A 25,860-nucleotide genomic window follows, 5' to 3' on the forward strand; every position below is an offset into this window, starting at 1 on the left:
CGACTTTGCGAGATTAAAACATTTTTACGACCAAGCTTTAGGCATTTTTTGATCTCTTAATGGCACAAAAGCAATGTTGTCATCTTTCTCGTCTGAGTTCACAAAATGATTGAAACGTTTCAATAATCTTGGTTTTTCTAGAACTTGTTTCCATTCGCATTCGAAAGTGTTTACTAAAGTCTGCATTTCAGCTTCAAGTGTTTCGCAGATTCCTAAGCTATCCTCGATAATTACTTGTTTTAAGTATTCTAAACCACCGTCTAATTTTTCTAGCCAAGTTGAAGTTCTAATTAGCGGGCCGGCAGTGCGGATGTAATACATTAAAAATCTGTCCATGTATTTTATAACCGTTTCTTTATCTATTTTTTCGGCTAATAAAACCGCATGTTTTGGATTGGCACCACCATTTCCTGCGATGTATAAATTCCATCCGCCTTCAACGGCAATTAATCCGAAATCTTTTCCGCGGGCTTCGGCGCATTCGCGAATGCAGGCTGAAACGCCACCTTTTAGTTTATGCGGAGAACGGATTCCTTTATATCTGTTTTCTAATTCTATTGCAAATCCAGCGCTGTCGTCCATTCCGTAACGGCACCAAGCGTTTCCAACACAGCTTTTTACAGCACGAAGCGATTTTCCATAAGCGTGACCACTTTCAAAACCATTTTCGATTAAGATTTTCCAGATTTTTGGCAAGTCACTTAAATGCGCTCCGAATAAATCAACTCTTTGTGCTCCGGTAATTTTAGTGTACAAATCAAATTGTTTTGCCACTTCGCCAATCACGATTAATTTCTCGGCAGTAATTTCGCCTCCGGCAACTCTTGGAACAACAGAATAAGTTCCGTTTCGCTGAATATTGGCTAAAAATCTATCGTTTGTATCTTGCGTTGTAACGTGTTTGTTTGCCGTATCGTTGTAAATACTAGAGAAAATAGAAGCTACAACAGGTTTACAAATTTCGCAGCCATCGCCTTTTCCGTGATGATCGAGAACATCATAGAAATTCTCGTATTTATTGATTTTTACCAAATCAAATAATTCCTGACGCGTGTAGCTGAAATGCTCGCAAATAACTTCTTTTACTTCTTTTCCTAAGGATTTTTGAGTCGCTTTTACCAAATCAGAAACCATTGGTTTACAGCCTCCACAGCCCGAAGTTGCTTTTGTTGCTTTGACAACATCTGAAAGTGAAGAACAACTTTCGTCTAAAATTTTACAGCAAATAGCGCCTTTAGTTACATTTTCGCAAGAACAGATTACAGCAGTATCAGGCAAATCCATTACGCTTCCTAAAGAAGAACCTTCGGAACCGTCACGAGAACCTAAAATCAAATCTTCTGGATTTTTAGGCAATGCCATTTCATTGATGTAAATCTGGAAAAGCGAATTATAATCGCTTGAATCTCCGACTAAAATTCCGCCTAAAAGCGTTTTAGAATCTTTGGTAACGTTGATTCTTTTATAAACACCACTTAATTTATTCTCATAAATAATAGCAGTAACGTCATTATTTTCAATAAAAGGATCACCAAAACTCGCAACTTCAACACCAATTAATTTCAATTGTGTTGACATATCGATGGTTTCTCTCATGGTTTTATCACCATTTAAGATTTGCTCCGCGGCTACATCGGCCATTTCGTAACCTGGCGCAACAAGTCCGTAAATGTTATGATTGTAAAGAGCTGCTTCGCCAATCGCAAAAATAGAAGGATCTGATGTTCGCATTTGATTGTTTACCACAATTCCGCCTCGTACACCAACTTCAAGCCCTGAAACTCTTGCCAGTTCGTCGCGAGGTTTAATTCCGGCAGAAATAACCAACATGTCTACTTTTAACAATTCGTCGTTTGCAAACATCATTCCTGTTATACTTTCCTTTCCGTCAATATATTGCGTTGCTTTGTTAAGGTGAATTCCGATGTTTAATTCTTCAATTTTTGACTGAAGCATATCACTCGCGCCTTGATCCAATTGTCTCGGCATCAATCGTGGAGCAAATTCCACCACATGCGGATTCAATCCTAAATCTCTAACCGCTTTTGCAGCTTCAAGTCCTAATAAACCGCCACCTAAAACTGCCGCTTCGGTTGCGCCTTTTTGTTTTATCTTTTTAGCGTAAGCCATAATGGCGTCAAGATCTTCGATAGTTCTGTACACAAAAACACCTTCTTTTTCGACACCTTCAATTGGCGGAACAAAAGCCGAAGAACCTGTTGCTAAAACTAAGTAGTCGTACGTATGTGTTTTGCTTAAGTGTGTATGTATAGTTTTTGCATCACGATTAATATCTGTAATTAGCTCAGATGTATTTAGAATAATATTGTTTTCGGCGTACCATTGGCTTGTTGAAAGTGATAGATCGTCTGCCGTTTTTCCTCCAAAGTATTCACTCAAGTGAACGCGATCATAAGCACGTCTCGGTTCTTCTCCAAATACAGTGATTTGATACTTTTCTTGTCCTGATTTTGCAACAAACTTTTCGCAAAATTTATAACCAACCATGCCGTTTCCAACTACTATTACTCTAATCATGATTTCTTTAATTAAGTATTACTACGCAAATATAAGTATTTATACTTATAAAAATACGTAATAAATTTATTTTTTTAAGTAGATAGGAGTTTTTGTTACTACGTATTTTGTCGTAATCATTTACGTAGTGCGGGTTTTAGATGATTTTTGAGTGATTTAGTTTTTTAAAATTTGAAAGGATTCTAAATAAGCGTTTCAAAAAAATATCGTAAATTCATAAGAATTTTATAGGTGTTTTGAAAAAAAAGAACATTTTTAAACTAAGATCTCATGAAAAAAATACTTTCAATATTGTTATTATCAGTTTTAATAATTGGCTGTAAAACGACTGCAAACAAAGAATCTGGCACAACATCTTCTGTAAGTTCCACAGAAGAAGATTTAAAATATTACTTTAAAGGAACAGGAAATGAACCGTTTTGGGGAATCAAAATAGGAAATGAGGAAATTGTTTTTACTTCGCTCATTCCAGGAAAAGAAAAGCTAGTTTTTCCTGCTGTGGAAGCTATAAAAGCGATGGATGCTAATGTAAAGATGTATAAAGTTAGTAATGAATCTGCTTCGGCGATAATTACGATTCAACAGTTGGATTGTCAGGATTCGATGTCTGGTGCGATTTCGCCTTATAGCGTAAAAGTTGAAATTAAAAATAATTCGGAATTAGAAACGAAAAAGCTGAGCGGATGCGGAAAATACTTAACCGATTATCGACTTCATGATATTTGGGTTTTGGAAGAATTGAATGGATACAAAGTTTTTGCGACTGATTTTCAGAGGGAGTTTCCAAGACTTGAGATTAATTCAACAGAAAACAGATTCTCTGGTTTTGGTGGCTGTAATTCGATAACAGGACAAATCTTTTTTGAAAAAGATGTTTTGCGTTTCACAAAGGTAATTTCAACTTTAATGGCTTGCGCTCCTGGAAATAAAGAAGGAGATTTTTTGAAAGCGTTGCAAAGTACTACAACTTATTCGATTGGAAATAATCAGCTGATTTTGTCTAATCCTTCAGGGAAATTAGCTGTTTTTAAGAAGGTAGATTAAAATTTAATATGTCGTATTGTAGTTAAAAAAAAGCTTATTCGGATCTAGTTTGTTTTAGCACTAAAATATTTTTGTAAAATAAAACTTATAATATTTATTTTACATGAAAAGGATTTTAATGCTATTAATTGCAGTATCGCTAGTTTGCAGTTGTAAATCAACTAAAGAAACAAAAGCAACGGCTTCTGCTAATGAAAACTCGGTTGAAAAGAAACTACAGCAAACTTGGATTTTAGAGAATTTAAACGGAAAAATTATTACTGAGAAGGATTTTTCAAGTTTTCCGAAAATTGTAATTACGCCCTCTGCATTTTCTGGTTCGACTGGATGTAATGCGATTAAAGGCAATTTGATTTCAAAAGAGGATGGTAAAATCCAAGTTTTAAATCTTACATCAGAAACTAAAAAGTGTGATGCAAAAAAAGAAGGCGAGTTTACGCAGTTGTTAAAAACAACATCAGGTTATTCTATTAAGGATAATAAACTCTTCCTTTCAAACCAATTTGGACTTACAATGTCTTTCAAAAAAGGTTAATTAAAAAATGAAAGGCTTCGATTGATTTCGAAGCCTTTTTTTTATGTTATGTTTGTCATTCCGAGGAACGAGGAATCTCCGTAAGAAACTCGACAAAGATTTGGATTCTCGTTGCGTGTTCAGCATACGGAGATTCCTCGTTCCTCGGAATGACAAGATTGTGTTTAATTATTCCAATAATTCTTTAGAATCTTCATTTTCTGATTCTTCTTCAATAAAATCCAATTCTAATGCTCTCACAGTTTGTACCGCATTTCCAGCAATGCCGCGAATTGAGCCATACATTCCTAAAGTATTGTGAACCACTTTTTCAATTTGTTTTTCACGTTGTTTCCAGATTCTTTGCATCGCTCTTTTTTCAGAATCTAAGTCGCTTTGCATTTGCGTAAAACCTTCTACAATTCCTTCTACTTGCAAACGGAATTCATTACTTGTAAGGAAATCATATAACATCGACATTTTATCGCCTTTGTTTTCCTGCGCCTGAACTGCCTGACTAACTTGAATCAATGATTGACGCAGAACAGCACTTAAGCCTTTAAATTCTTCATACGTACAAATCCAGATTCCGTCTCGCATTCCCATTCGTTCCATTCCGTTTGGCATAACTTCGGTTACCAAAACTCCAATATTTGCTCTTTTGGTTCTGATATCGTTTTTGAATTTTTCAATCCATGAAGGCTGAAACGCTTTTGTTCTCTTGCTTTCGTAATAAATAGAACCACAGTTTTGATGTTCTCTTGTGTTGACAACTTGCAAACAGTCGGCGCCGTTTGCACCTTTTTTTATTTCATCAATACTGTCAAGCGGAAAGTTGTTGGCAAGCCATTCTTCAATCGCTAATTCCATTACTTCACCTTGCAATTGCATAGAGCCTTGTTCTTGCTTGCGTTTCATTTCTTCAGTCAGCTTTTTTTGTTCTTCCAGCTGTTTCTGAAGTTCTTTGAATTTCAGTTCGTTTTTATCGTCTTCTTGTTTTCTGATTTTTTCACGTTCCAAACCTAATTGTACATTCAATTGCTTTTCTGCTTCAGCCTGAATCGCGTCTTTCATTTCCAGTTTTTCGCGTTGCAATTTTGCGATTTCACCTTCCATTTTATTTAATTCCCTGATTTTTTCAGATTTTTCAGAGAGTTCTTTTTCCATCAATAACAAACGATCTTTGTTTTCTTCCTCAAGTTTCGCTTTTAGTTTTTCCGAAATTTCTTTTTCAGCTATTTTTCTTTCACGTTCCAAACGTTCGGCAAAAAGCTCATTTTCCTGTTTCTTTTTAGCTTCAAATTCGGCTTTAGCTTTTTCGAATTGCTCGTTTTTAAGTTCTATTTCTTTATTTTGGATCGTTGCTTTTTGTTGAAATTCTTTACGGATACTATCTTCCAATTGATGTTTTAAAACATCATTTACGTCGATAGGGGTTCCGCAGTTTGGACACTGAATTGAAGATTGTTCAGCCATTTTTATTGATTTTTATTGAGTGGGATTATAATTTGCTAAGGTATTTAAAACTTCTGTTTTTCTTATGCGGATTTCTGTACTAAATTGTAACGAATTTTTGTTATAGCCACGAAGGCGCTAAGGCGGAAAGTTTTTTTCTTTTTCCACATTATCCATATAGTATGTCATTTCGACGAAGGAGAAATCTCCACGAGAAGCTCCACAAAGATTGGCTTATAGGAACGGAGCCACTTGCGAAGATTTCTCCTTCGTCGAAATGACAAAAATGGAGAAAATCCTTTTAATTATTATAATCTGTGGCAAAAAAACTTGGCGTCTTAGCGTCTTTGTGGCAACAAAAACGCAACAGCAGATCTCGTAATTTCAGAATCATCTTCTTTTGAAATTATAATCGAAACATTTGTAAAAAGATTCACTTTTTTCAATTCAATAAAACCAATTTCAGAATCCTGATTGTTTTTTGCAATGTTTGAAGGAACAATCGAAATTCCTAGTCCATTTTTGACTAATTGTACGATTGAATTGATATTATTCGCTTCGTGAATGATTTTCGGCGTAAAGCCATAAAAAGCACAAAGTTCTAATAAAACTTCATGGTAATGCGGTGCGTAGTCTTTATTGAAGAAAACAAATGTTTCGTCTTTCAATTTTAAAATATCGTTTTCCGATTTTATTTGGAAAGATTTTTTATTGTAAACCAATGAAAATCCGTCTTTAAACCACAGATGTGATTTTATTTTAGGAGATTGAATTGGTGATCGTATAATTCCCATTTCAATTTTTCCTTGTTCTAAAGCATCGATTTGTTTCGTAGTTGAAACCTCGAAAAGTTTGAAATTTACGTATGGAAATTGCGCTTTCAGATGTTTTATTAATTCTGAAATCACAGAAGAATAAATCGAACTGATGTAAGCGATTCTAAATTCTCCCGAAACGGTTTCTGCAATCTTTTTTGTCTTTACCGAAATGCGTTCCAGATTCTGAAAAAGTTCTTTTACTTCTTTTTCAAAATATTTTCCAGCTTCGGTCAATTCTACTTTTTTATTGTTTCTGATAAAAAGCTTTGCCTGAAGTTCTTCTTCCAATTCAGCTATTTGTCGGCTCAACGGAGGCTGCGAAATAAAGAGTTTTTCTGAAGCTTTTGTAAAGTTCAGTTCTTCGGCTACAGCTAGAAAATATTTTAAGTGACGTAATTCCATGATACTTTTAAAGTATTGTTAATTGATAAAAATAGTATTTTTAAAGTATTTATAAAAAGAATAGTTTTGAAAAATCAAAAAAAAGTCTCTCGCAGTCCCGATAGCTATCGGGAGCAGATAAAGTAGATTATTAATTTTAGATAAATCATCTTAATCATAATAATATCCCAATCATATAATAGCAAAAAGATTAGCTTAATCTGCTCCCGATAGCTATCGGGACTGCGAGAGATTTTAAAAAAAAGTAAGACTATGAAAAAATCAACTATTGCAGAAATCAAAGAACGATTTGATAATGATGTCGAACGATTTTCAAATTTAGAAACAGGACAAGTCGCTACAATCGACGCAACTATTTCTTTGGAATTAATAACTGAAGCTTCTAAAAAAATTGTTCAGAATGCTCAAAATGTTTTAGATGTTGGCTGTGGAGCCGGAAATTATACTTTAAAAATGTTGTCTAAAGTGCCGAACTTAAATTGCACTTTGGTCGATTTGAGTTTGCCAATGTTAAATCGTGCTTTTGAAAGAGTTTCAGCAGAAACAAATGGAAAAGTCGAAATAAAACAAGGCGATATTCGTGAAGTTGATTTAGAAGAAAATAGTTTTGATATTATCTTGGCAGGTGCAGTTTTACATCATTTGAGAGATGATAACGATTGGGAAACGACTTTTACGAAATTATTCAAATTATTAAAACCCGGAGGTTGTTTGATGATTTCGGATTTGATTACACAAGACACAGAATTATTGAATGAATATACCTGGCAACGTTATGGCGAATATTTGGAAGGAATAGGAGGGTCAGAATACCGTGAGAAAGTTTTAGATTATATTGAAAAAGAAGATTCCCCAAGATCTATGAATTATCAATTGGATTTGATGAAAAAAGTAGGTTTTTCAAAAGTTGAAATTTTGCACAAGAATATGTGTTTCGGAGCTTTTGGCGGAATTAAATAAGTTTTGTTCGCCACGAATTGCTTCGCCTGTTCGCTATCGCTCGGGTTACGAATTTATTTAAAATCTTTGCGTATAGATTTTCAAAAAAATAAATTCGTGAATTCGTGGCTATAAAACTATGCCTCAACGGGCATTGGATATTTGTTTCGAAGATCGAAAACTAATTCTGATGGGCCGTTTTGCTGAAGGTAATCTAATTTTTCAACAGCTTCTTCCATAGTTGGAATATGTCCTTTTGGAATCCACCACATGGCTGTGTGCGCTTTTCCGAATTTCTGAAACCATTCTTTTCTTCGCTTTAAAAATTCACTGTGAAAAGTTTTGTACATATAATGTTCCAGTGTATCAATGCTTTCCCAAACCGATACATTGATGATAACTTGCTCATCATTATATGGATTCAGGCTTGTAGCATTATAACTATCGTCTTTTAATCTCCAGACAAACCCTTCGCTGTTTTCGGTTAAAGTATTTACTAAATCTAAATTGTCTACAAATTCTTTCATGATGGGGTCGTTGATATCGACTCCTTTCATTTTCGCAATATTAATTTCGGCAAGATGGTAATTGCTCATTTTTTTATATTTCTGAATATGAAGCAATTTAGTTTTTTTCTGAATAATTATTTCGAACAATTAAGTTATATCTATAACAATTTTTCCAATAGCAGAATTGTCACTAACAGCTTTGTGCGCTTCCATCGCATTGTTTAAAGTGAATGTTCTGGGATCAATTAGTGGTTTTAGTTTTCCTTCTTCAATAAATTTTGTTGTTTCTTTTAAAATATCACCATGATGCTTTCTTCCTTCGTTACCAATCATTGGACGCAAAACAAAAACACCGTGAATACTTGCATTACGAAGTGAACTTATTGCTAAAGTATGAGTTCCAAAAGCATAACAACTGCTAATTTGTCCGTAATGACGAATTGCTTTTAATGAATCATCGAATGCTTGACCGCCAATAGTATCGTAAATAATATCAAATCCTTTTCCGTTTGTGTATTGATTTACATAATCATCAACTGTTGTGTTTTTATCAATTGGAGTTGCTCCGTATGATTTTACGATTTCTGCTTTTTGAGAGGAAACTGTTGCGTATACATCGGCACCAAAAATTTTGGCAAGTTGCACTACCATGTGTCCAACGCCGCCTGCGCCCGCGTGAACCAAAACTTTGTCGCCTTTTTGAATTTTTGCTCTGTCAATTAAACCTTCCCAAGCTGTAAGCAATACCAACGGAATTCCCGCAGCTTCTTTCATGCTTAGGTTTTTTGGTTTTATGGCCAATAAGTCGGCATCGACAGCGGTATATTCGGCTAGAGTTCCTTGAAGACCTAAAACACCTCCGGCAAGTCCGTAAACTTCGTCACCGACTTTAAATTCAGTTACGTCTTCGCCAATTTCTTCAATAACGCCAGCAAGGTCAGTCCCTAAAATTGCGGGCAAAACAGGTGAAGCATAAGGAGAAAGTCCTAATCTTATTTTATTGTCAATTGGGTTTACGCCACTTGCGTGGATTTTAACTAAAACTTCTCCTTTTTTAGGAGTAGGTTTTGCTATTTCGGTTTTTACGAACTCAGATTCGTATGTATTTGTGAATAATGCTTTCATGTGGTTTAATTATAAAATTTGTGCTGTTTTGTAAACCTGAATAGGAGCAGAAACAAAATTTTCGCTTTTGCTGATAAAATCCTGTAAATGCGATTGATTGTTGTGAAGATCTAAGCCAGTTTGATCTTTCCATTCTTCCCAGATTATAAAAACGTTTTCAGAATGGTGAAGATCATAACGCACACAGGCTGCTTCTTTTCTAGTTTCGACAACCAAGTCGTTCAATAAACTTTGAAGTTGTTGAATATTCTCTTTTTTACTTTTAATGATTGCGGTAATTGATATCATAATTATAAAGTTTTAAAGGTTTCTTCTAAGTGTTTGGTATACTGTTCTTTAAAGGTAATAATATTTTCTGGTGTAGCACCTTTTTCAACATCGTGAAAATGAAATCCATTTACTTTTTCCATTCCGGTAAATTTGTTCATTTTATGAAAACCGAACATTACGCCATCGTCAACCGAAGTTTCCTCGAAGAATTCTCCCTGAAGCGTAAAAGCGGTTGCAGGTGCGTTCCAGCTTGTTGTAAGCATATATTTTCTTCCATGTAAAAGTCCGCCAGTTCCGTAGTTAATATCTGGATTTACTCGGCTTCTTCCATCGCTTTTGTAGATTCCGTTGTTGTGTCCTTGCGTAAAAACATCATCAATGTATTTTTTGAAAAGATTCGGGATTTGAAACCACCAAACCGGTGTATGATAAATGATTAAATCTGCCCAAACGAATTTTTCAACTTCTTCCTGAAGATCGATTTTGCTTTCTATATGCGTTGTTTTGATTTCGTAATTTGTGTTTTTTGAAAGAAATTCAACTGTCCAATCCTGAACTGTTTGATTGAATTTTCCACCTGAATGAGCAAATTTTTGTCCGCCGTTAATTATAAATATCTTTTTCATTTTAATTATTGTTTCTTTTGAAAACGGATGCGTGAGGGATAGCAGTGGAAATCCTTTTATGCCGGGGTTCGGCATAAAAGATTGCAACGGATAGCCCGATTCGCCGCGGCGAACACGCCCAAATTCTAATTATTTAATTTTTGAGATTTTTTTGAAACACATAGAAACATAGTTCTCATAGTTTGTCATTCCTCCTTCCTCGGAATGACAAGATTGTGCTGACCATGTTTGGTAATGCAGGTAAAACGCTTTTATGCGTAATGAAAACTATGTTTCGATGTGTTTAAAAAGAGAATTATTTCAGCTTTGAAATAGCCTGATTGATAAATTCCAATTCTGAAGTAGATAAATCGAAATCCATTGTTTTAGCGTTTGAAATGGCTTGTTCTGCGTTTCTTGCTCCGGCTAAAACTATTGAAATTCCTTTTTGCAATGTTGTCCAACGAAGCACTAATTGCGAAATTGAAATGTGTTTTGCGTTTGCCAAAGAACTTAATTCTTCGATTAAAGTTTTTACTTTTTGAAGATCGAATTGTCCGAAATAACCATTTCTGTGATCGTTTTCTTTTAGTTTGCTGTCTGTGAAGTATTTTCCTGTCAATAAACCTCTTTCCATCGGGCTGTAAGCAATAATTCCGATGTTTTCTGCAACTGTAAATGGAATTAAATCGGTTTCAATTTTACGATTTAACATGCTGTATGCAACTTGATTTGATGAAATTTGAACTGTTTTTTGTGCCTCTTGAATTTGTGGAATGCTATAATTACTTACACCAAAAGCTCTGATTTTTCCTTGTTGGATTAAAGTTTCAACAGCTTCCATAGTTTCAGAAATTGGAGTAGTGGAATCTGGCCAGTGAATTTGCAGTAAATCAATATAATCGGTTTGAAGGCGTTTTAAGCTTTCTTCAATTTCTTTAATTACGTTTGCTTTTGAAGAATATTTGTAAATAGGAAGTTTTTTTCCGTTATCATCGGCATCGAAAAAGAAATCGCCTTTTCCGTTGTTGCTGCCATCCCAAACTAAACCAAATTTAGTAAGTAATTGAATTTTTGAACGATCCTGACCTTTAATTGCTTCACCAATCATTTCTTCGCTTAAACCAAAACCATAAAAAGGAGCCGTATCGATTGTGGTAACTCCGTGGTCGATTGATGCGTGAACTGAAGCGATTGAATCTGCTTTTTTATTTCCGCCCCACATATTTCCTCCAATGGCAAAAGCACCGTAAGTTATGGTTGATAATTGAAGTTCTGAATTGCCTAATTTTCTATATTCCATAATGTTGTATTTTTAAATCTTAAATTTCACTTGGCAAAATTATACCATTTTTAAGAGTGTAAACTTGTATATATTTGTCTTTTTTATGTAAATTTGCAACTTCAAATAATTTGCGACTCATGAAAAAAGAAAATTTATACGAACCGTTTACCGTTTCCTTTGAAACTTTAGATGAATATCCAGATGTTGGAGATCGTCATAATTTCTTTGAATTGGTTTATATTTTAAATGGGACAGGAACGCAATGCATAAACAAAAATATTTTTGAATATGATGCCGGACATATGTTTTTATTAACTCCGGAGGATTGTCACAATTTTACGATTGAGACTAAAACAAAGTTTTTCTTTTTAAGGTTTAATGATATTTATTTGAAAAATTCCAGTTTGCAGAATGAAAATATTCAGCGATTGGAATACATCCTGCAGAATGCGAATCATCAGCCGGGCTGTATTTTAAAAAACGATGCCGATAAATGTTTGGTGAAAGTGATGGTGGAGGCGATTTGTCGTGAACATCAGGATAAAGATGTTTACAATCAGGAATTGATTCAGCAATTGGTAAATACGCTCATCATTATTGTTGCCAGAAATATTGCTAAATATTTACCAGAACAGGTAAATGTTGGAACTGAAGCTAAAGCGATGGATATTTTACAATATATTCAAACGAATATTTATTATCCGGAAAAAATAAAAGCAGAATCTATAAGTGATTATTTCGGAATTTCGAATACGTATTTAGGACGCTATTTTAAAAAACATGCTGATGAAACAATGCAGCAATATATCAGCAATTATAAAACAAAACTGATTGAACATCGTTTGCAATTCAGTGATAAACGTATAAATGAAATTGCATATGAATTTGGTTTTACTGATGAAAGCCATTTTAATAAGTTCTTCAAGAAACAAAAAGGAAATAGTCCTTCTGAGTTTAGAAAAACGATTCGTGTTAGTGCGTAATAATTAGACTTTTTTTTGCCACAGATTATTGGATTAGAAATGATTCTAATCTGTGTTAATCTGTGAAATCAGTGGCTAAAAACTATATAATCTTCTTAATCACACGAAGTTTGTGCGTGTGTTTGTTTGTTTCAGGATTATAAATTCCGGTATGGTCTAAACGGTCAATACGAACTTTTCCACTTGCGTGGATGATGTAATTATTTTCCATTATGATGCCGACATGTGTGATGTTTCCTTCGTCATTATCAAAAAAGGCTAAATCTCCTGCTTCACTTTCTTCAATAAAACTTAATGGATCGCCTTCAAGTGCTTGTTGGGAAGCATCACGGTGAATTTTATATCCGTTTAATTTATAAACCATTTGCGTAAAGCCTGAACAGTCAATGCCAAAAGGTGTTTTTCCTCCCCATAAATATGGCGCATTCAGGTACATAAAGGCAGTGTTTATAATAGCGCTTTTTGGTTTGATACCGCTGGTTTTGGTTCCTTCAAAATCGAAATTTGAAGTATTGATTTCGCTATTATTTAAAAATGATAAAGAAGCTCCAAGCGGAATTGGAAGTAACAAATTATCTGGTGCCGTGATATAATCAATTAAGTCAGCATTTAAAATTATAGCTTCTTTGCTTAATTGGTTAAAATTGGCTTCAGAAATTACCTGATATTGCTTGGAATCGACCCAGCCAATATAGTCGTCAAATTGAATTTTAATTTTAGCCCATTGATTGTGGCGTTCTAAAATTTCGATATGTTCGCCAAATAAAAGTTGTGTAACGATTTCACTTCTGTCACTTGGTTCAGATCGAACGGGTACTATAGCTAAATTGCAAATTCCGAACATTTAGGGTAATTTATAAGTTTAAAATTAGGAGCCATAAAGCTATAGCTCCTAATTTTGTATGATATTATTTTAAGCTCTTTCGATAACAATTGCAGATGCACCACCACCACCATTACAAATTGCAGCAGCTCCGGTTTTTGCATTGTTTTGTTCTAAAACATTGATTAAAGTTACGATAATTCTGGCGCCTGAAGCTCCAAGAGGATGTCCTAATGAAACAGCTCCACCGTTTACGTTTACTTTATCATTGTCAAGATTTAAGATTTTTGAATTGGCTAAACCAACTACAGAGAAAGCTTCGTTAAATTCGAAATAATCAACATCTGAAATTGAAATTCCTGCTTTGTCTAACGCTTTTGGTAATGCTTTTGCCGGACTTGTTGTAAACCATTTTGGTTCTTGTGCAGCATCAGCGTAACCTTTTATGTAGGCCAAAGGTTTTAATCCTAATGCATTTGCTTTTTCTTCAGACATTAAAACTAGAGCCGCAGCACCGTCATTAATTGTTGAGGCATTTGCAGCCGTAACGGTTCCGTCTTTTGTGAAAACTGGAGCTAAAGATGGAATTTTGTCTAATTTAACGTTAGTATATTCTTCGTCTTTTGAAAATATAATGGGTTCTCCACGTCTTTGTGGAACTTCAACAGGAACAACTTCATTGTCGAATTTTCCAGCATCCCAGGCTTTAGCACTTCTTTCATAAGATTGAATTGCGAAAGCATCTTGTTCTTCACGGCTGATTTTGTATTCAGTTGCACATAAATCAGCGCAAACTCCCATTGCGTTGTTATCATAAGCATCTGTCAAACCATCTTTTTGCATTCCGTCAAGCATAGTTGCCGGGCCAAATTTATTTCCGGTACGCATTTGTACGTAGTGAGGAATCAAACTCATGCTTTCCATTCCGCCAGCTACTACAATTTCAGCGTCTCCGCAGGCAATTGATTGTGCAGCGAACATTACAGCTTTCATTCCCGAAGCGCAAACTTTGTTTACTGTTGTTGCAGCAACTTCTTCAGACAAACCGGCAAAAAGTGCTGCCTGGCGTGCCGGAGCTTGTCCAACACCTGCCTGAATTACATTACCCATAAAAACTTCATCAACTAATTTTGGGTCTAGGTTAATTTTTTGAAGGGCTCCCTTTATAGCGGCAGCGCCTAATTTTGGTGCGGGTACGGTAGATAACCCTCCCATGAAACTTCCGATAGGTGTTCTAACGGCAGAAACGATAACAACTCTTTTGTTCATTTTCTGTTAATATTAGTTATCTAGCAAATTTACTCTTTATTTGAATAAATTCAAATTTTGTATGAAATAGGGTGATTTTAAATTTAAGATGAAATTTTTGTTAATTCTATTCGTTTGATTGTGAAGTGTTTTAGAAAAAAGATAAAAAAAACTTTAAAAAAAGCGCAAAAATAGTTGTGAGATATGGAATGTTGTCTTACATTTGCAACCGCAAAACAGAACACGTTTCTTGAGCTTGGAGAGGTGCCAGAGCGGTAATGGAGCAGATTGCTAATCTGTCGACGGGTAACCGTCGCCAGGGTTCGAGTCCCTGTCTCTCCGCTTAAATTTTGCCTTCGGGGTGTAGCGTAGCCCGGTTATCGCGCCTGCTTTGGGAGCAGGAGGCCGCAGGTTCGAATCCTGCCACCCCGACTAAAACTTTAAGCGATAAAGTTTTAAAACAAATGGTTCCATAGCTCAGCTGGATAGAGCAACGCACTTCTAATGCGTAGGTCGAAGGTTCGAATCCTTCTGGGATCACAACAAAAGCCACTCAATCGAGTGGCTTTTTTGTTTTGTGCTATATTGGGTTTCCTGGTTTTCAATCCTGAGGTCAAAGGTTCGAACCCCTCCGGGGTCACAATAATAAATATAAAAAGCCTGTAATGCATAGTTTTACAGGCTTTTTTTATGGTGACAATAATTATTGTTTTTATACTAAAATAAAAAAAACAGACATAATTTCATTACTTGTCACAAGACAAGTGCCACAGGTTTTATTCGCTCTTTCTTTGCATAGTATTAAACAAACAAATATTATGGAAATCGAAAAAACAAACACACAGAACGAATTAAATTCATTATCAAACAGTAAAAACACAATTGTAATTGTTCATGGAGCATGGTCATCTGCTAATGACTGGCATCATGTTGCGGGTTATCTTAACTCTCCAGAAAACAATCTAATTATTGTAAATCTTCCAGGTCACGGAACTGATGAAACACCTATTTCGAAGATTAGTTTGCAACTTTATGTTTATGAAGTTTTAAAAGCTATTGGTAGCGCAACAGACGTTACTCTTGTAGGCCACAGTTTTGGCGGAATAGTGGTAAGTGAAGTAGCAGAACTTATTGCTCCGCAGATCAAAAAACTAATTTACATTGCTGCTTTTGTTCCTAAAAATGGAGAAAGTTTATTGTCACTTGCACAAACTGATTCTGAAAGCCATGTAGGTCATAATCTTATTGTAGACGAACAAGCAGGAGTTGCTACAATAACTAAAGACGCAATTACAGATGTCTTTTTAGCTGATGCTCCAAAACCAGTAGCAGAATATGTAACTAATAATCTTAGACCTGAGCCCCTGGCTCCACTATCTACTCCTGTTACATTAACGGATGTTAATTTCGGAAAAGTTGCTAAAGTATATGTTCACTCTCAAAATGACCATACTATTGGATATTCACTTCAGCAAAAAATGGTAGAAAATGCAGGAATTTTAAGAACCTACTCACTTCCTTCAAGCCACACTCCATTTATAGTATTTCCTCAAATACTTTCTTCAATTATAGCCTTAGAAGCTAAATAAAACACATTTCACAAATAACATTTAAAAATTACAATCATGAAAAAATTCAAATTGATTCAATTTGTCATAGCAGCTTGCGCCCTGATTTTATCATCTTGTTCAAATGATGATGCACAGCCTGAAACTAAAAATTATGTACTCGTTCATGGTGCATGGCAAGCTCCATATGTATGGCAGTCAGTTAAAACTAATCTTGAAAAAGAAGGCAATAAAGTAATTGTTGTAGAACTACCGGGACATGGTTCAGATCATACTTCTCCAAGTCAAATAACACTAGACGTTTATAAAGAGAAAGTAATAAACGCACTTTCAACAATAATAGATGGGAAAGTTATTTTAGTGGGACATAGTCTTGGCGGTATGATAATTTCTTCGGTTGCAGAAGCTGTGCCTGAAAAAATTGAAAAACTGGTTTACGTTGCTGCCTATCTACCGGTTTCAGGTCAAACATTAGATGAGTTGGCACACATGGATCCTGATTCTCAGCTTGGTGTCACAGGTAACCTAATTTTTAATTATGATGGTGGTACTGTAGATGTAAAGCAGGATCAAATCGTGAATTTGTTTATTCCTGATGGGACTTCAGAAATTCAGAGTCTTGTATTAAAAAACTATAGAACAGAACCTTTAACTCCATTTATCAATTCTGTAAAACTGACCGACAAAAATTTCGGATCAGTTAAAAAAGCCTACATCAAAACTTTACAGGATCGTGTTGTGTCGCCGTATTTACAAAATAAAATGATTTCAGCCGGAAAAGTCGAATCGGTGTACGAAATAAATACAGGACATAGCCCATTCCTTTCAAAGCCAGATGATTTATCATCAATATTAACAAAAATAGCAACAAACTAATTATCAACAAAAAACAAATATATATCATGAAAAATTCAATTTTATTAATAGCAATGCTATTGCTTACAACTATTACAGCTTCATCACAAACGAACAAAGCTAAAAACGAGAACACAATTGTAATCATCCACGGTGCATGGTCATCATCAAATGATTGGCAGCATGTTTCAGAAGATTTAACTGCTGGTGGGAACTCGGTTATTTCTATTAATCTTCCTGGACATGGAAGCGATAATACAGCAATTTCAACTATCAGCTTAAAGCTTTATGTTGAATACGTTAAAAAAGCCATTGGCAATAAACAAAATGTAGTGCTTGTTGCGCATAGCTTTGGTGGAATTGTAGCAAGTCAGGTTGCAGAAGACATTGCACCTCAAATAAAAAAGGTAGTTTACATTGCGGCTTATGTACCAAAAAATGGAGAAAGCTTATTGTCTCTTGCACAAACTGATGGAGAAAGTCATGTTGGGAAAAATCTTATTGTAGAAGAGAAAGCAGGAATTGCAAGCATTAAAAAAGAAGGTATTGCTGATGTTTTCCTTGCCGATGCTCCTAAACAAGTTGCAGATTATGTGAGTAATAATTTAAAACCAGAACCTTTAGCACCTTTAACGACTCCGGTAACGCTAACTGAAGGCAGATTCGGAAAAGTAAATAAAACGTTTGTTTATACCCTAAATGACCATACAATCGGGTATTCACTTCAGCAAAAAATGACAAAAGATGCTGGTATAGAAAGATTATATGCTCTTCCTTCAAGCCACACACCGTTTATCATGTTCCCGCACGTTTTGGCCCAAATCATTGCTGTAGAAGCTAAGTAATTACAATTTAAATTAAATATCACAGGTAAGAATCATTGTTAGTCAGTAACAATCTTGAATAGAGCTTTCAGGGACAAATAGTGATTCTTATTTTAAATCATTAAATAATATCTAAGAACAAATGGAAATACAAGAAAATATTTTAGAGGGTGAATTTACCCATAAAACAGCACCAACAAAATCTATAAACGTAAATGGAGCTGATTTTACTTACCGTTCTTTCGGACAGAAAGAAGGTATACCAGTTATCTTTTTACAACACTTTACAGGAAACATGGACAATTGGGATCCTGAAGTTACAAATGCAATTGCCAGTAATTACCCGGTAATATTATTTAATAACAGAGGCGTTGGAAGTTCAAACGGGACTACTCCTGAGAACGTAACCGAGATGGCACAAGATGCTGTTGCTTTTATTCGTGCTTTAGGTTACAATAAGGTTAATATTTTAGGCTTTTCTCTTGGCGGTTTTATAGGACAAGAAATTGCTGCAAATTATCCGGAACTTGTAAATAAACTTATATTGGCAGGTACAGGATCAATAGGAGGAAAAGCGATTGCACAACTGGAGTCGCATTTAGAAAAAGCTTTTGTGGATGGACCTGAGAGGGTATTGATTAATCTTTTTTTCAGCAAAACGCCAAGTAGTATTAAGGCTGGTGAAGCTTTCTTAGAAAGATTATCTGAAAGAAAAGTTGACAGAGATTCCCCAACAAGTCAGGATACAATTGCAAGTCAGGCGAAAGCTATTATAAATTACGGTTTAGCGACAGATGAAAACAACACACAGCTTAAAGCTATTAAACAGCCTGTGCTTATTGTTAACGGAAGTCAGGATAATATGGTCGATTCAATCAATTCTTATATCATGCTTCAGAATATTCAAAATGCGAAACTAGTACTTTGGAGTGATTCTGGTCACGGCGGAATTTTTCAATATTCGAAAGATTTTTCTCAGGAAGTAAATTCATTCTTATTGAATTAAGATCAAATTGAAGTATATAATTTATAAAAGAAAACCGATTGCTGGTCTATTGTTTGAGATGATGGTAGAAGAAATAGCAGCAGTAATCGGTTTTAAAAAACAATAAACGATTAGTTTATGCAATTGCAAAAAGAACATAAATTTTGTTATTCAATAAATATAATATTCCTGCTCATTTTTACGCTTCTGATCTTGATACAAAGGCAAAAAAAGCGAATAGCCCAAAAGAGAAATCTGGAACTGGAAAAGCAAATTCATGAAATGAAAAGTGAACGGGAATTACTTCAAAAAGAAATTGAATTGAGAAACAGGAAACTTTCTGCGAGAGCATTATATCTTTCTGGTAGAAATCAGCTGATTAATAATTTGATTATGTCTATCGAAAATATACCAAAGCTTTCGAAAATCTCTTCTTTGGATATACATGTTAAACATTTAAAAGATTATTTAAAAAGTGATAATGAATGGGAAACATTTGTTTTTCATTTTGAAGAAGTAAATCCAGGTTTTCTGGCAAGACTTCGAAAATTACATCCTGCATTAACATCAAATGATATGCGATATATTGCTTATATCTACATGAATTTAACGACGAAAGAGATTTCAAACCTTTTGAATATAACAATATATGCAAGTAAAAAAAGAAAAGAGCGAATCATTTCGAAGATAAAACTTCCTAATGATATAACTTTATACTCTTATCTATCAAATATTTAGAAAAAATGTCTCTCATTTGTCTCTTAATAGTCTCCTTTTTTTCAAGTGATTTGAGATTGCGTTTTATCTAACTATTAGGTAATTGATTATTTTTGACCTGCAACGGTCTTGTAAAGAAGCTGTTGCGTATAATATTAACAAAGAAACCAATGGACAAACAAGGACTAAAAAATTACATCATAAAAAATTTACCATTTCCAGACCGTATTTTAGATGAGGTGGTAGAGTTTTTTGAAGAGATTACTATTGAAAAAAATGAATTTTTTCTTAGAGAAGGAAAAATAAATGAACATTATTTCTTTTTGCAAACCGGTTTTATGAGAGCGTTTACACATGATATTGATGGAAATGAAATCACTACAAATTTTTATCAAAAAGATAGTGTGGTATTTGAAGTTTCATCCTTTTATTTAAAAACCAAATCATCTGAGAATATACAAGCGGTTACAGATTGCAGAGGTTTTGCCATCAGTTATGATCAATTAAACTCGTTGTTGCATACTGTTCCGGAGTTTAGGGCTTATGGGGTGAAAATGCTGGCTAAAGAATATATGATGTTTAAAAAACGTGCGCTGGAATTAATTAATCTTAGTGGTGAAGCCCGATATGAAAATCTTATTACGACCAATAAAGAAGTATTTCAATTTGCCCAGCTCAAACAAATCGCATCTTACCTAAATGTTACCGATACGTCATTAAGCAGAATTAGACGGGAATTTTCAAAAAAATAAATCGAATTTTGCTATTCATTTAAATCAATTATTTCATGCCAAATATTGCGAGATTTTTTCTAATTACTGTTTTTTCTTTAGTGTCATTGACCCTTTTTAGTCAGGAAAATGTAAAGGAAGAAATGAAAAAACCGCTTTTCTTCAGCAAAAAACATACTATTGATATCAACGGAAAGGCTTTAAATTTTGTGGCAATAGCAGATGAAATATTTCTTAAAAATGATGATAATAAAGTTATAGCAAGCGTATTTAGTTTTTCCTATATAAAGCAAAATAAAAAGAATGAAGTCAGACCTGTTGTTTTTGTATTTAATGGAGGTCCGGGATCATCATCAATTTGGCTGCATTTGAGTAGTATTGCACCGTGGAAAGTAAAATTAACTCCCGAAATTAATTCTTCAAACGTACCTCCATTTGGATTAGAAGCCAATACAGATTGTTTGCTGGACGTATCCGATCTGGTTTTTGTTGATCCTGTTGGTACTGGTTTTAGTCGTATCATTTCCCCAGGTAAACCACAAGATTTTTACGGAGTAGATCAGGATGCTGAATCATTGGCGCAATTTATAGAAAAATGGCTGATAAAGAATAATAGATGGAATTCGCCAAAGTTTCTTATTGGAGAAAGTTATGGAAGCCAACGCGTTTCAGTTCTTCCAAGAGCGCTTATGGGTGGAGTAACCTATTCTGGTGTAATGAGAGGGATAACATTAAATGGCATTATTATGCTGGGAACTACGCTGGAATCGCCTTTAAAAAAGTTAACATCGGATGCAAAATTAGAAAGAGCTGCATCATTACTCCCTACTTTAGCAAAAACAGCATGGTATTATAATAAAATAGACAAAACGTTATCTTATGAAGAGTTTCAAAAAGAAGTTTCAGTATTTGCAGAAAAAGACTATTTGAATGCGCTTTTACTTGATAATCAACAAAAACTTTCAGTGACGGATAGGAATGTTATAATTGAAAAACTTTGCAAATACACAGGATTGTCAAGAGATTTTTTTTCGTCAACTCTTGAAATAGCTCCAAAAATTTTCGCAGACAGTCTTTTATCTAAAGAAAATCTACAAATTGGATTATACGATACAAGATACAATCTTCCGCTTGAACATTCTGGTAATGATCCTGTTGCTGATGATCCAGCAATGGGAAGATACGTTCCAGGATTTACGGCTGCGTTTAGAGAGTTATTAGCTTCAAAATTAGACGTTGACATTCAGGATCCGTATAAAACTATTGACTGGAAAAATATTTCGTTTCAATGGCAATGGTCCCGAAAAGAAACCAAAGAAGGTCCTGATTTTACAGACGATTTAAATGTTGTTTTGCGCAGAACACCAAAATTAAAAGTATTTATAGCGGGAGGAAGTTTTGATTTATCTACTCCGGTTGGTTATGCCAAAAAGAGCACAGAAAAAGCAAATTTCCCTGTAAATAGAGTCATTTTTAAAGAATACGAATCAGGACATATGTTATATTTGGGAGATACTGGAAAATTATTTAGTGATGATTTACGATCGTTTATTTTGAGTTGTTCAGAATAAATTAAGATCTATAAAAGACTCAGTTTTTATTCGCTGCCCAAAAAATAGAATTTTTAAGAAGAGTAGTGTAAGCTTCATTTTTAAATAATTCTGGTGAATGTCCCATGAAAATATAGATATTTCGGGAAGCAAAATGATCGTTTGTCCAAATTACTGGGTGATCGCCCATTTTTATTTTTGAATCAGGTTCATAAGTCGATTCGTCAACTGAGGCTAAAACATGAACATTTTCGCGCGGACTTTTATCATAAGTGTACCATTCTTCTTTTTTTACAAAAAAATCAGATGGAATTCCTTTCATGACAGGATGAGATTTATCTTCAACATTCACTTTCGCATTAGCAAAATCCGGAATATAATTGACAAATTTTAGACCTCCCATAAAATCAGAAAACCATTTCCACATTGGATATCCGTCAAATTCTCCAAGTAAAGTAGCGTGATGTAAACCAATCCATCCGCCTTTTCCGCTCGCCATATAATTTTGAAATGCTTTCATCGATTCTTCGCTCCAGGTATAAGGCGGATAATCAAGTTGAATAAAAACCTGATATTTGCTTAAAAGTGCCTCATTTATTGTTTTGGTATTTTCTATATAATCAATTGTAAAACTGCTATCAATTGCGAGTTTATTTAACCATGGTTTTGCTGCCTTGGTAAATTCCAGATGATGCCCACCGTTTTCATACAAAACCAGAGCTTTGAATTTTGATTTTTTTGATTTTTGCGCGAAACAATCAGTTTGAAAGAAACATATTGTTAGCAAAGTAATTATGATAAGTGACTTTTTCATTTGATTTTTAAAGTTGTTTTCAGCATTATTTTATTTGTTGACAGTGGCGGTTATCGCTTGTAGAAACCATGCTGAATGTGGAATCCATTGTTCGGTCCAGCGCCATTCATCATTTCCGTCAACATCCATTTTAAAATCAATTCCTGATCCATCACCATTTCCTTCTTTTCCGGTAATACCATTTGAGATTCCGCCTTTTTCTGAACCATGTCCATAATTGGAATGCATATAAGGGACATTCTTTTCTCCAAATTGGTATAAAAAACATACAGAATAAGGATTACAACCTAAAATCCATGATAATTGCTGAGATGCATACAAATCAAGCGATTTTTTTGTGACATCATTTTTTTGAAGTGATATAGCTTTTCCACCTTCGGTAGCAGCTGTTGCAAGTGATGCTAATCGGGCATTTTCGCCCTGCCACCACCAGCCAGTTTCGTTTTCATGCGGAATGAAAAAACCGTCTTTTATTTTGTCATTAAATAGAAAACTCTGTCTGGCATAACCAAATGGATTACTTACATTATTGGTTACCGCTAAATTATAGTTTAAAGCTTTTTTTATAACCTCTTTTGCTTTGATTTTTTCATTCTCATCGTTTTCCTTTTTTAAATAGCGAGTTAAAGCTACAATTGGCAAACCTGCATCTGCAGCATGCCAAAATGGGCGATTACCATCATTGCTTCTAAACCAGCCTTGATTCGTCATTCGGTTTTCTAATTTATGAGCCCATTTTCTGGCTTCTTCTTTATAGAAATTCTCATTCGTGGCAATCCATAACTCTGTTGCACCCATTAAAGCACAATAATCATCGATAATGTTTTCTTTTCCGTCATCATCATATTTTGTATTGTTGATTAAAAGATGCGCATAAGCACGTTTTGCACCCTCCAAATATTGTTTTGAAGTAAAATCACCACTTTTTTTCCACTGCGAAATTCGGGCGAGTGATGCAATTGCCATTCCGGCGCCTTCGCGAAAAGCGGACTGATATTCATCTGTAGTTACGCTATTGGCTTTAAGCCCAACAATTCTTCTGGCTGCGGGATTTTTATCAAAATAGCTGAAAACAATCATGTAGAAATAATCTTCGTCAGATAAGCAGCGCATCATGTAATCAGCGCCCCAAATAGCTTCATTGTCTAATGAATCTTTTATTTTCCATTGAATGAGTTCTTTTGAAATTTCTTCGGATGTATTGATAAGCGACCATGTTACCAATGGCGTTTGTTGTGGCGAAACAAAATTAGCGTAAGCTAAATGCGAAAAATATTTGCTTACATCACCAGATGCATCGCACCATCCGCCATGAACATCGACTTTTTTATCGCTTCCAAATAAGAGCATTTTTTTGTCGGCTTCTAGTTCTTCGGGAGTATTGGCTCTTTGTTTGTTGTAATAATGTACAATTGATGAAATTGTTCTTTTTGCCAATATATTTTCTTCAATTGCAAAGCTGGCCGAATTGTAGATTTGACCCGCAATTTTGATCGTGATTTTATAATTTCCGGGCTTTTTGAAAGACGAAAAATCAGCTTTGTAGTAAGATTTATCAAGCATCCATTCTTCAACATTTTCTGCTTTTCCAATTGTAGATGTGAAAACTGTTTTTTGAGTTTTCGTATCAATAATATTGAAAGTTGTATTTGAAAAAACTCCTTTGAAACCAATAATGGCCACTTTTGGACTTTCTGGATCAAATCCAACCTGATTTACATAGATAATTGGGCCACTATATGCCATAACAGAAAAAAGCAAAGTGATTACGATGTATCTTAATTTCAGCATAATTGAAAGTTTTAAAACGTATTGAAGAAGCAAAATACGAAAAACTGAAATTTAATATCGTTTTTATAAATTGAGTAATTAATAGGCAATAACAGAAAGACATAAGTATTTGCTGTATTTAGAAGGAAATGGAAATAAAAAATGATGTGTTTTTGTTGTGCTATTTATGAGCACTTCTGTATTTTTCTATACCTTTTTTCAATGTTAAGTTTTTCTTACTTTTTTTAATCTGTAAAGCATTGTTTTACCGTATTTTAACTTTTTTTTATTAAATTTGGTATGACAATTTCAGCAAAATCAAATCTTATGGAAAAATTAAAACGCCCAGTTTATGTCAAAGCGGGTAATGATGATTTTTTTAAAAAGCTGCGCTCGGAAGTGAACGAAACTGTTTTACAAAATTCATCATTGTATCGTTTAAACATTGTTAAGTCTGTCGGACTTGTATTTCTTTTCTTTTTATTTTACGCTTGTATTTTGTTGTTCGGAAATAGAACACCGTTATTATTTCTCTTTTATATTTTGTGCGGTTTCACTATGATCGTACTTTTTATAAATGCCTTTCATGATGCTGCGCACGGAGCACTTTTCAAGAAACAAATACAGAATGAGCGTTTCATGTACATTTTGGAACTTTTTGGAAGTAATCACTGGCTGTGGACACGTCGCCATATTAATCTTCATCATGCTTATCCAAATGTTCCAGATTGGGATATTGATATCAAACAAAGCGATATCATTAGGATTTTTCCAAACAGTCCATTGTTTAATTATCACAAATACCAGCATATTTATATGTGGTTTATTTATCCGCTTTACAGTTTGAATTGGATTTATATTCGTGATTTTAAAGATTTCTTTGGAACAAAAAATAATTATGTGAAGAAAGTAGTTGAGAAGATTCCAACACGTGAAATCTATCGATTATTTGCTGCAAAAATCATAAATCTGATTTACATGCTTTTCATTCCGATGTTTCTCTTAAATCAGCCTTGGTATATAGTTTTAGGCGGTTGGTTTGCCATGCATTTATGCGGAAGCGCTTTAGGAGTTGTGGCACTTGTATCAACGCATGTTGACGAAGATGCGCATTTTCCGGGAACTGACGAAGAAGGAAATCTTTCGGCGACTTGGGCCATGCACCAAATGATTGTGACCAAAGACTTTAGTACAAATAGCAAATTGGCTAATTTTCTATACGGAGGTTTTACGCATCATATAGCACATCATCTTTTTCCGGGTGTTGCTCATACCTATTATCCTTATATCACGCCAATTATAATGCGTTATGCAGAAGAATATGATCTGCCTTATACTTCATATCCTTTTTACCACGCCGTTCGGTCGCATTTTAGAATGCTGAGAGATAAAGGTATTCAGGAAAATATTCTGATGACTGGGGAGATTTAGTAGTCGAAAGTTAAAAGTTAAAAGTTCAAATAAAAATAGCGGCCTAAAAACCGCTAT

At 34.5% G+C, this 25,860-nt stretch carries 24 protein-coding genes and 3 tRNA genes; 15 read left to right on the forward strand and 12 right to left on the reverse strand.

What is annotated here, in order from left to right; translation table 11 throughout:
- Positions 1-24: 24 nt before the first annotated feature.
- Positions 25-2,538, reverse strand: a complete 2,514-nt coding sequence (gene nirB / locus ACNFIH_RS19960; RefSeq protein WP_426484485.1) for a nitrite reductase large subunit NirB — start codon at positions 2,536-2,538, stop codon at positions 25-27.
- 270 nt (positions 2,539-2,808) lie between these two features.
- Here nirB and ACNFIH_RS19965 point away from each other — a divergent pair, with 270 nt between their 5' ends.
- The gene (locus tag ACNFIH_RS19965) at positions 2,809-3,582 is read left to right on the forward strand and encodes an META domain-containing protein (protein WP_426484486.1); all 774 of its coding nucleotides are present in this window, start codon (positions 2,809-2,811) and stop codon (positions 3,580-3,582) included.
- 103 nt (positions 3,583-3,685) lie between these two features.
- Positions 3,686-4,117 carry an META domain-containing protein gene (locus tag ACNFIH_RS19970; protein WP_426484487.1) on the forward strand — a complete coding sequence of 144 codons (432 nt, stop codon included), beginning with the start codon at positions 3,686-3,688 and terminating at the stop codon, positions 4,115-4,117.
- A gap of 168 nt (positions 4,118-4,285) precedes the next feature.
- On the opposite strand, the gene ACNFIH_RS19975 is transcribed toward ACNFIH_RS19970, so the two are convergent.
- Complete coding sequence (locus ACNFIH_RS19975) at positions 4,286-5,572, reverse strand: DUF2130 domain-containing protein (protein ID WP_426484488.1); 1,287 nt, start codon at positions 5,570-5,572, stop codon at positions 4,286-4,288.
- 317 nt (positions 5,573-5,889) lie between these two features.
- Positions 5,890-6,771 (reverse strand): LysR family transcriptional regulator, encoded by an 882-nt coding sequence (locus ACNFIH_RS19980; RefSeq protein ID WP_426484489.1) that lies wholly within the window; start codon positions 6,769-6,771, stop codon positions 5,890-5,892.
- A 252-nt stretch (positions 6,772-7,023) separates the two neighbouring features.
- Here ACNFIH_RS19980 and ACNFIH_RS19985 point away from each other — a divergent pair, with 252 nt between their 5' ends.
- Complete coding sequence (locus ACNFIH_RS19985) at positions 7,024-7,731, forward strand: class I SAM-dependent methyltransferase (protein ID WP_426484490.1); 708 nt, start codon at positions 7,024-7,026, stop codon at positions 7,729-7,731.
- 116 nt (positions 7,732-7,847) lie between these two features.
- Here the strand turns inward: ACNFIH_RS19985 and ACNFIH_RS19990 are convergent, their stop codons facing one another.
- The 5 genes from ACNFIH_RS19990 to ACNFIH_RS20010 form a co-directional block, all read right to left on the reverse strand.
- Positions 7,848-8,306, reverse strand: coding sequence for a DUF3291 domain-containing protein (locus ACNFIH_RS19990; protein WP_426484491.1), 459 nt, complete (start codon positions 8,304-8,306; stop codon positions 7,848-7,850).
- Positions 8,307-8,366: 60 nt separating this feature from the next.
- Positions 8,367-9,344 carry a zinc-dependent alcohol dehydrogenase family protein gene (locus ACNFIH_RS19995; protein WP_426484492.1) on the reverse strand — a complete coding sequence of 326 codons (978 nt, stop codon included), beginning with the start codon at positions 9,342-9,344 and terminating at the stop codon, positions 8,367-8,369.
- 9 nt (positions 9,345-9,353) lie between these two features.
- Positions 9,354-9,632, reverse strand: a complete 279-nt coding sequence (locus tag ACNFIH_RS20000) for a putative quinol monooxygenase (protein WP_426484493.1) — start codon at positions 9,630-9,632, stop codon at positions 9,354-9,356.
- Positions 9,633-9,634: 2 nt separating this feature from the next.
- Positions 9,635-10,240, reverse strand: coding sequence for an NAD(P)H-dependent oxidoreductase (locus ACNFIH_RS20005; protein WP_426484494.1), 606 nt, complete (start codon positions 10,238-10,240; stop codon positions 9,635-9,637).
- 295 nt (positions 10,241-10,535) lie between these two features.
- Complete coding sequence (locus ACNFIH_RS20010) at positions 10,536-11,522, reverse strand: aldo/keto reductase (RefSeq protein WP_426484495.1); 987 nt, start codon at positions 11,520-11,522, stop codon at positions 10,536-10,538.
- Positions 11,523-11,641: 119 nt separating this feature from the next.
- Between ACNFIH_RS20010 and ACNFIH_RS20015 the strand changes: the two genes are divergently transcribed.
- Positions 11,642-12,487: an AraC family transcriptional regulator gene (locus ACNFIH_RS20015; RefSeq protein WP_035647005.1), complete on the forward strand. Its 846-nt coding sequence runs from the start codon at positions 11,642-11,644 to the stop codon at positions 12,485-12,487.
- An 82-nt stretch (positions 12,488-12,569) separates the two neighbouring features.
- On the opposite strand, the gene ACNFIH_RS20020 is transcribed toward ACNFIH_RS20015, so the two are convergent.
- Both ACNFIH_RS20020 and ACNFIH_RS20025 read right to left on the reverse strand, forming a co-directional pair.
- A complete protein-coding gene (locus tag ACNFIH_RS20020) occupies positions 12,570-13,331 on the reverse strand; it encodes an NlpC/P60 family protein (RefSeq protein ID WP_426484496.1) in 762 nt (253 codons plus the stop codon).
- Between the two features lie 69 nt (positions 13,332-13,400).
- Positions 13,401-14,579 (reverse strand): acetyl-CoA C-acyltransferase, encoded by a 1,179-nt coding sequence (locus ACNFIH_RS20025; RefSeq protein WP_426484497.1) that lies wholly within the window; start codon positions 14,577-14,579, stop codon positions 13,401-13,403.
- Positions 14,580-14,816: 237 nt separating this feature from the next.
- Between ACNFIH_RS20025 and ACNFIH_RS20030 the strand changes: the two genes are divergently transcribed.
- From ACNFIH_RS20030 to ACNFIH_RS20075, 10 genes are all read left to right on the forward strand, one after another.
- Positions 14,817-14,900 (forward strand) — tRNA-Ser (locus ACNFIH_RS20030).
- Positions 14,901-14,915: 15 nt separating this feature from the next.
- Positions 14,916-14,990: transfer RNA gene (locus ACNFIH_RS20035), tRNA-Pro, on the forward strand.
- 34 nt (positions 14,991-15,024) lie between these two features.
- Positions 15,025-15,098, forward strand: a tRNA-Arg gene (locus ACNFIH_RS20040).
- Between the two features lie 278 nt (positions 15,099-15,376).
- Positions 15,377-16,147, forward strand: coding sequence for an alpha/beta fold hydrolase (locus ACNFIH_RS20045; RefSeq protein ID WP_426484498.1), 771 nt, complete (start codon positions 15,377-15,379; stop codon positions 16,145-16,147).
- Between the two features lie 36 nt (positions 16,148-16,183).
- The gene (locus ACNFIH_RS20050; RefSeq protein WP_426484499.1) at positions 16,184-17,002 is read left to right on the forward strand and encodes an alpha/beta fold hydrolase; all 819 of its coding nucleotides are present in this window, start codon (positions 16,184-16,186) and stop codon (positions 17,000-17,002) included.
- Positions 17,003-17,028: 26 nt separating this feature from the next.
- Positions 17,029-17,826, forward strand: a complete 798-nt coding sequence (locus ACNFIH_RS20055; RefSeq protein ID WP_426484500.1) for an alpha/beta fold hydrolase — start codon at positions 17,029-17,031, stop codon at positions 17,824-17,826.
- A 121-nt stretch (positions 17,827-17,947) separates the two neighbouring features.
- Positions 17,948-18,811, forward strand: a complete 864-nt coding sequence (locus tag ACNFIH_RS20060) for an alpha/beta fold hydrolase (RefSeq protein WP_426484501.1) — start codon at positions 17,948-17,950, stop codon at positions 18,809-18,811.
- A 261-nt stretch (positions 18,812-19,072) separates the two neighbouring features.
- The gene (locus ACNFIH_RS20065) at positions 19,073-19,528 is read left to right on the forward strand and encodes a helix-turn-helix transcriptional regulator (RefSeq protein ID WP_426484502.1); all 456 of its coding nucleotides are present in this window, start codon (positions 19,073-19,075) and stop codon (positions 19,526-19,528) included.
- 149 nt (positions 19,529-19,677) lie between these two features.
- Positions 19,678-20,259 carry a Crp/Fnr family transcriptional regulator gene (locus tag ACNFIH_RS20070; protein ID WP_426484503.1) on the forward strand — a complete coding sequence of 194 codons (582 nt, stop codon included), beginning with the start codon at positions 19,678-19,680 and terminating at the stop codon, positions 20,257-20,259.
- Positions 20,260-20,294: 35 nt separating this feature from the next.
- Complete coding sequence (locus tag ACNFIH_RS20075) at positions 20,295-21,809, forward strand: S10 family peptidase (protein ID WP_426484504.1); 1,515 nt, start codon at positions 20,295-20,297, stop codon at positions 21,807-21,809.
- Positions 21,810-21,828: 19 nt separating this feature from the next.
- Here ACNFIH_RS20075 and ACNFIH_RS20080 read toward each other — a convergent pair whose 3' ends face one another.
- Together ACNFIH_RS20080 and ACNFIH_RS20085 are read right to left on the reverse strand one after the other, a co-directional pair.
- Entirely contained in the window at positions 21,829-22,602 is a 774-nt protein-coding gene (locus tag ACNFIH_RS20080; RefSeq protein WP_426484505.1) for a ThuA domain-containing protein, read from the reverse strand.
- 30 nt (positions 22,603-22,632) lie between these two features.
- Positions 22,633-24,393: a glycoside hydrolase family 9 protein gene (locus tag ACNFIH_RS20085; RefSeq protein ID WP_426484506.1), complete on the reverse strand. Its 1,761-nt coding sequence runs from the start codon at positions 24,391-24,393 to the stop codon at positions 22,633-22,635.
- A 306-nt stretch (positions 24,394-24,699) separates the two neighbouring features.
- On the opposite strand from ACNFIH_RS20085, the gene ACNFIH_RS20090 reads away from it, so the two are divergent.
- The gene (locus tag ACNFIH_RS20090; RefSeq protein ID WP_426484507.1) at positions 24,700-25,803 is read left to right on the forward strand and encodes a fatty acid desaturase family protein; all 1,104 of its coding nucleotides are present in this window, start codon (positions 24,700-24,702) and stop codon (positions 25,801-25,803) included.
- Positions 25,804-25,860: the final 57 nt, after the last annotated feature.

Source organism: Flavobacterium sp. 2 (assembly GCF_049949195.1).
In the GTDB taxonomy this organism is placed as follows: Bacteria; Bacteroidota; Bacteroidia; order Flavobacteriales; family Flavobacteriaceae; genus Flavobacterium.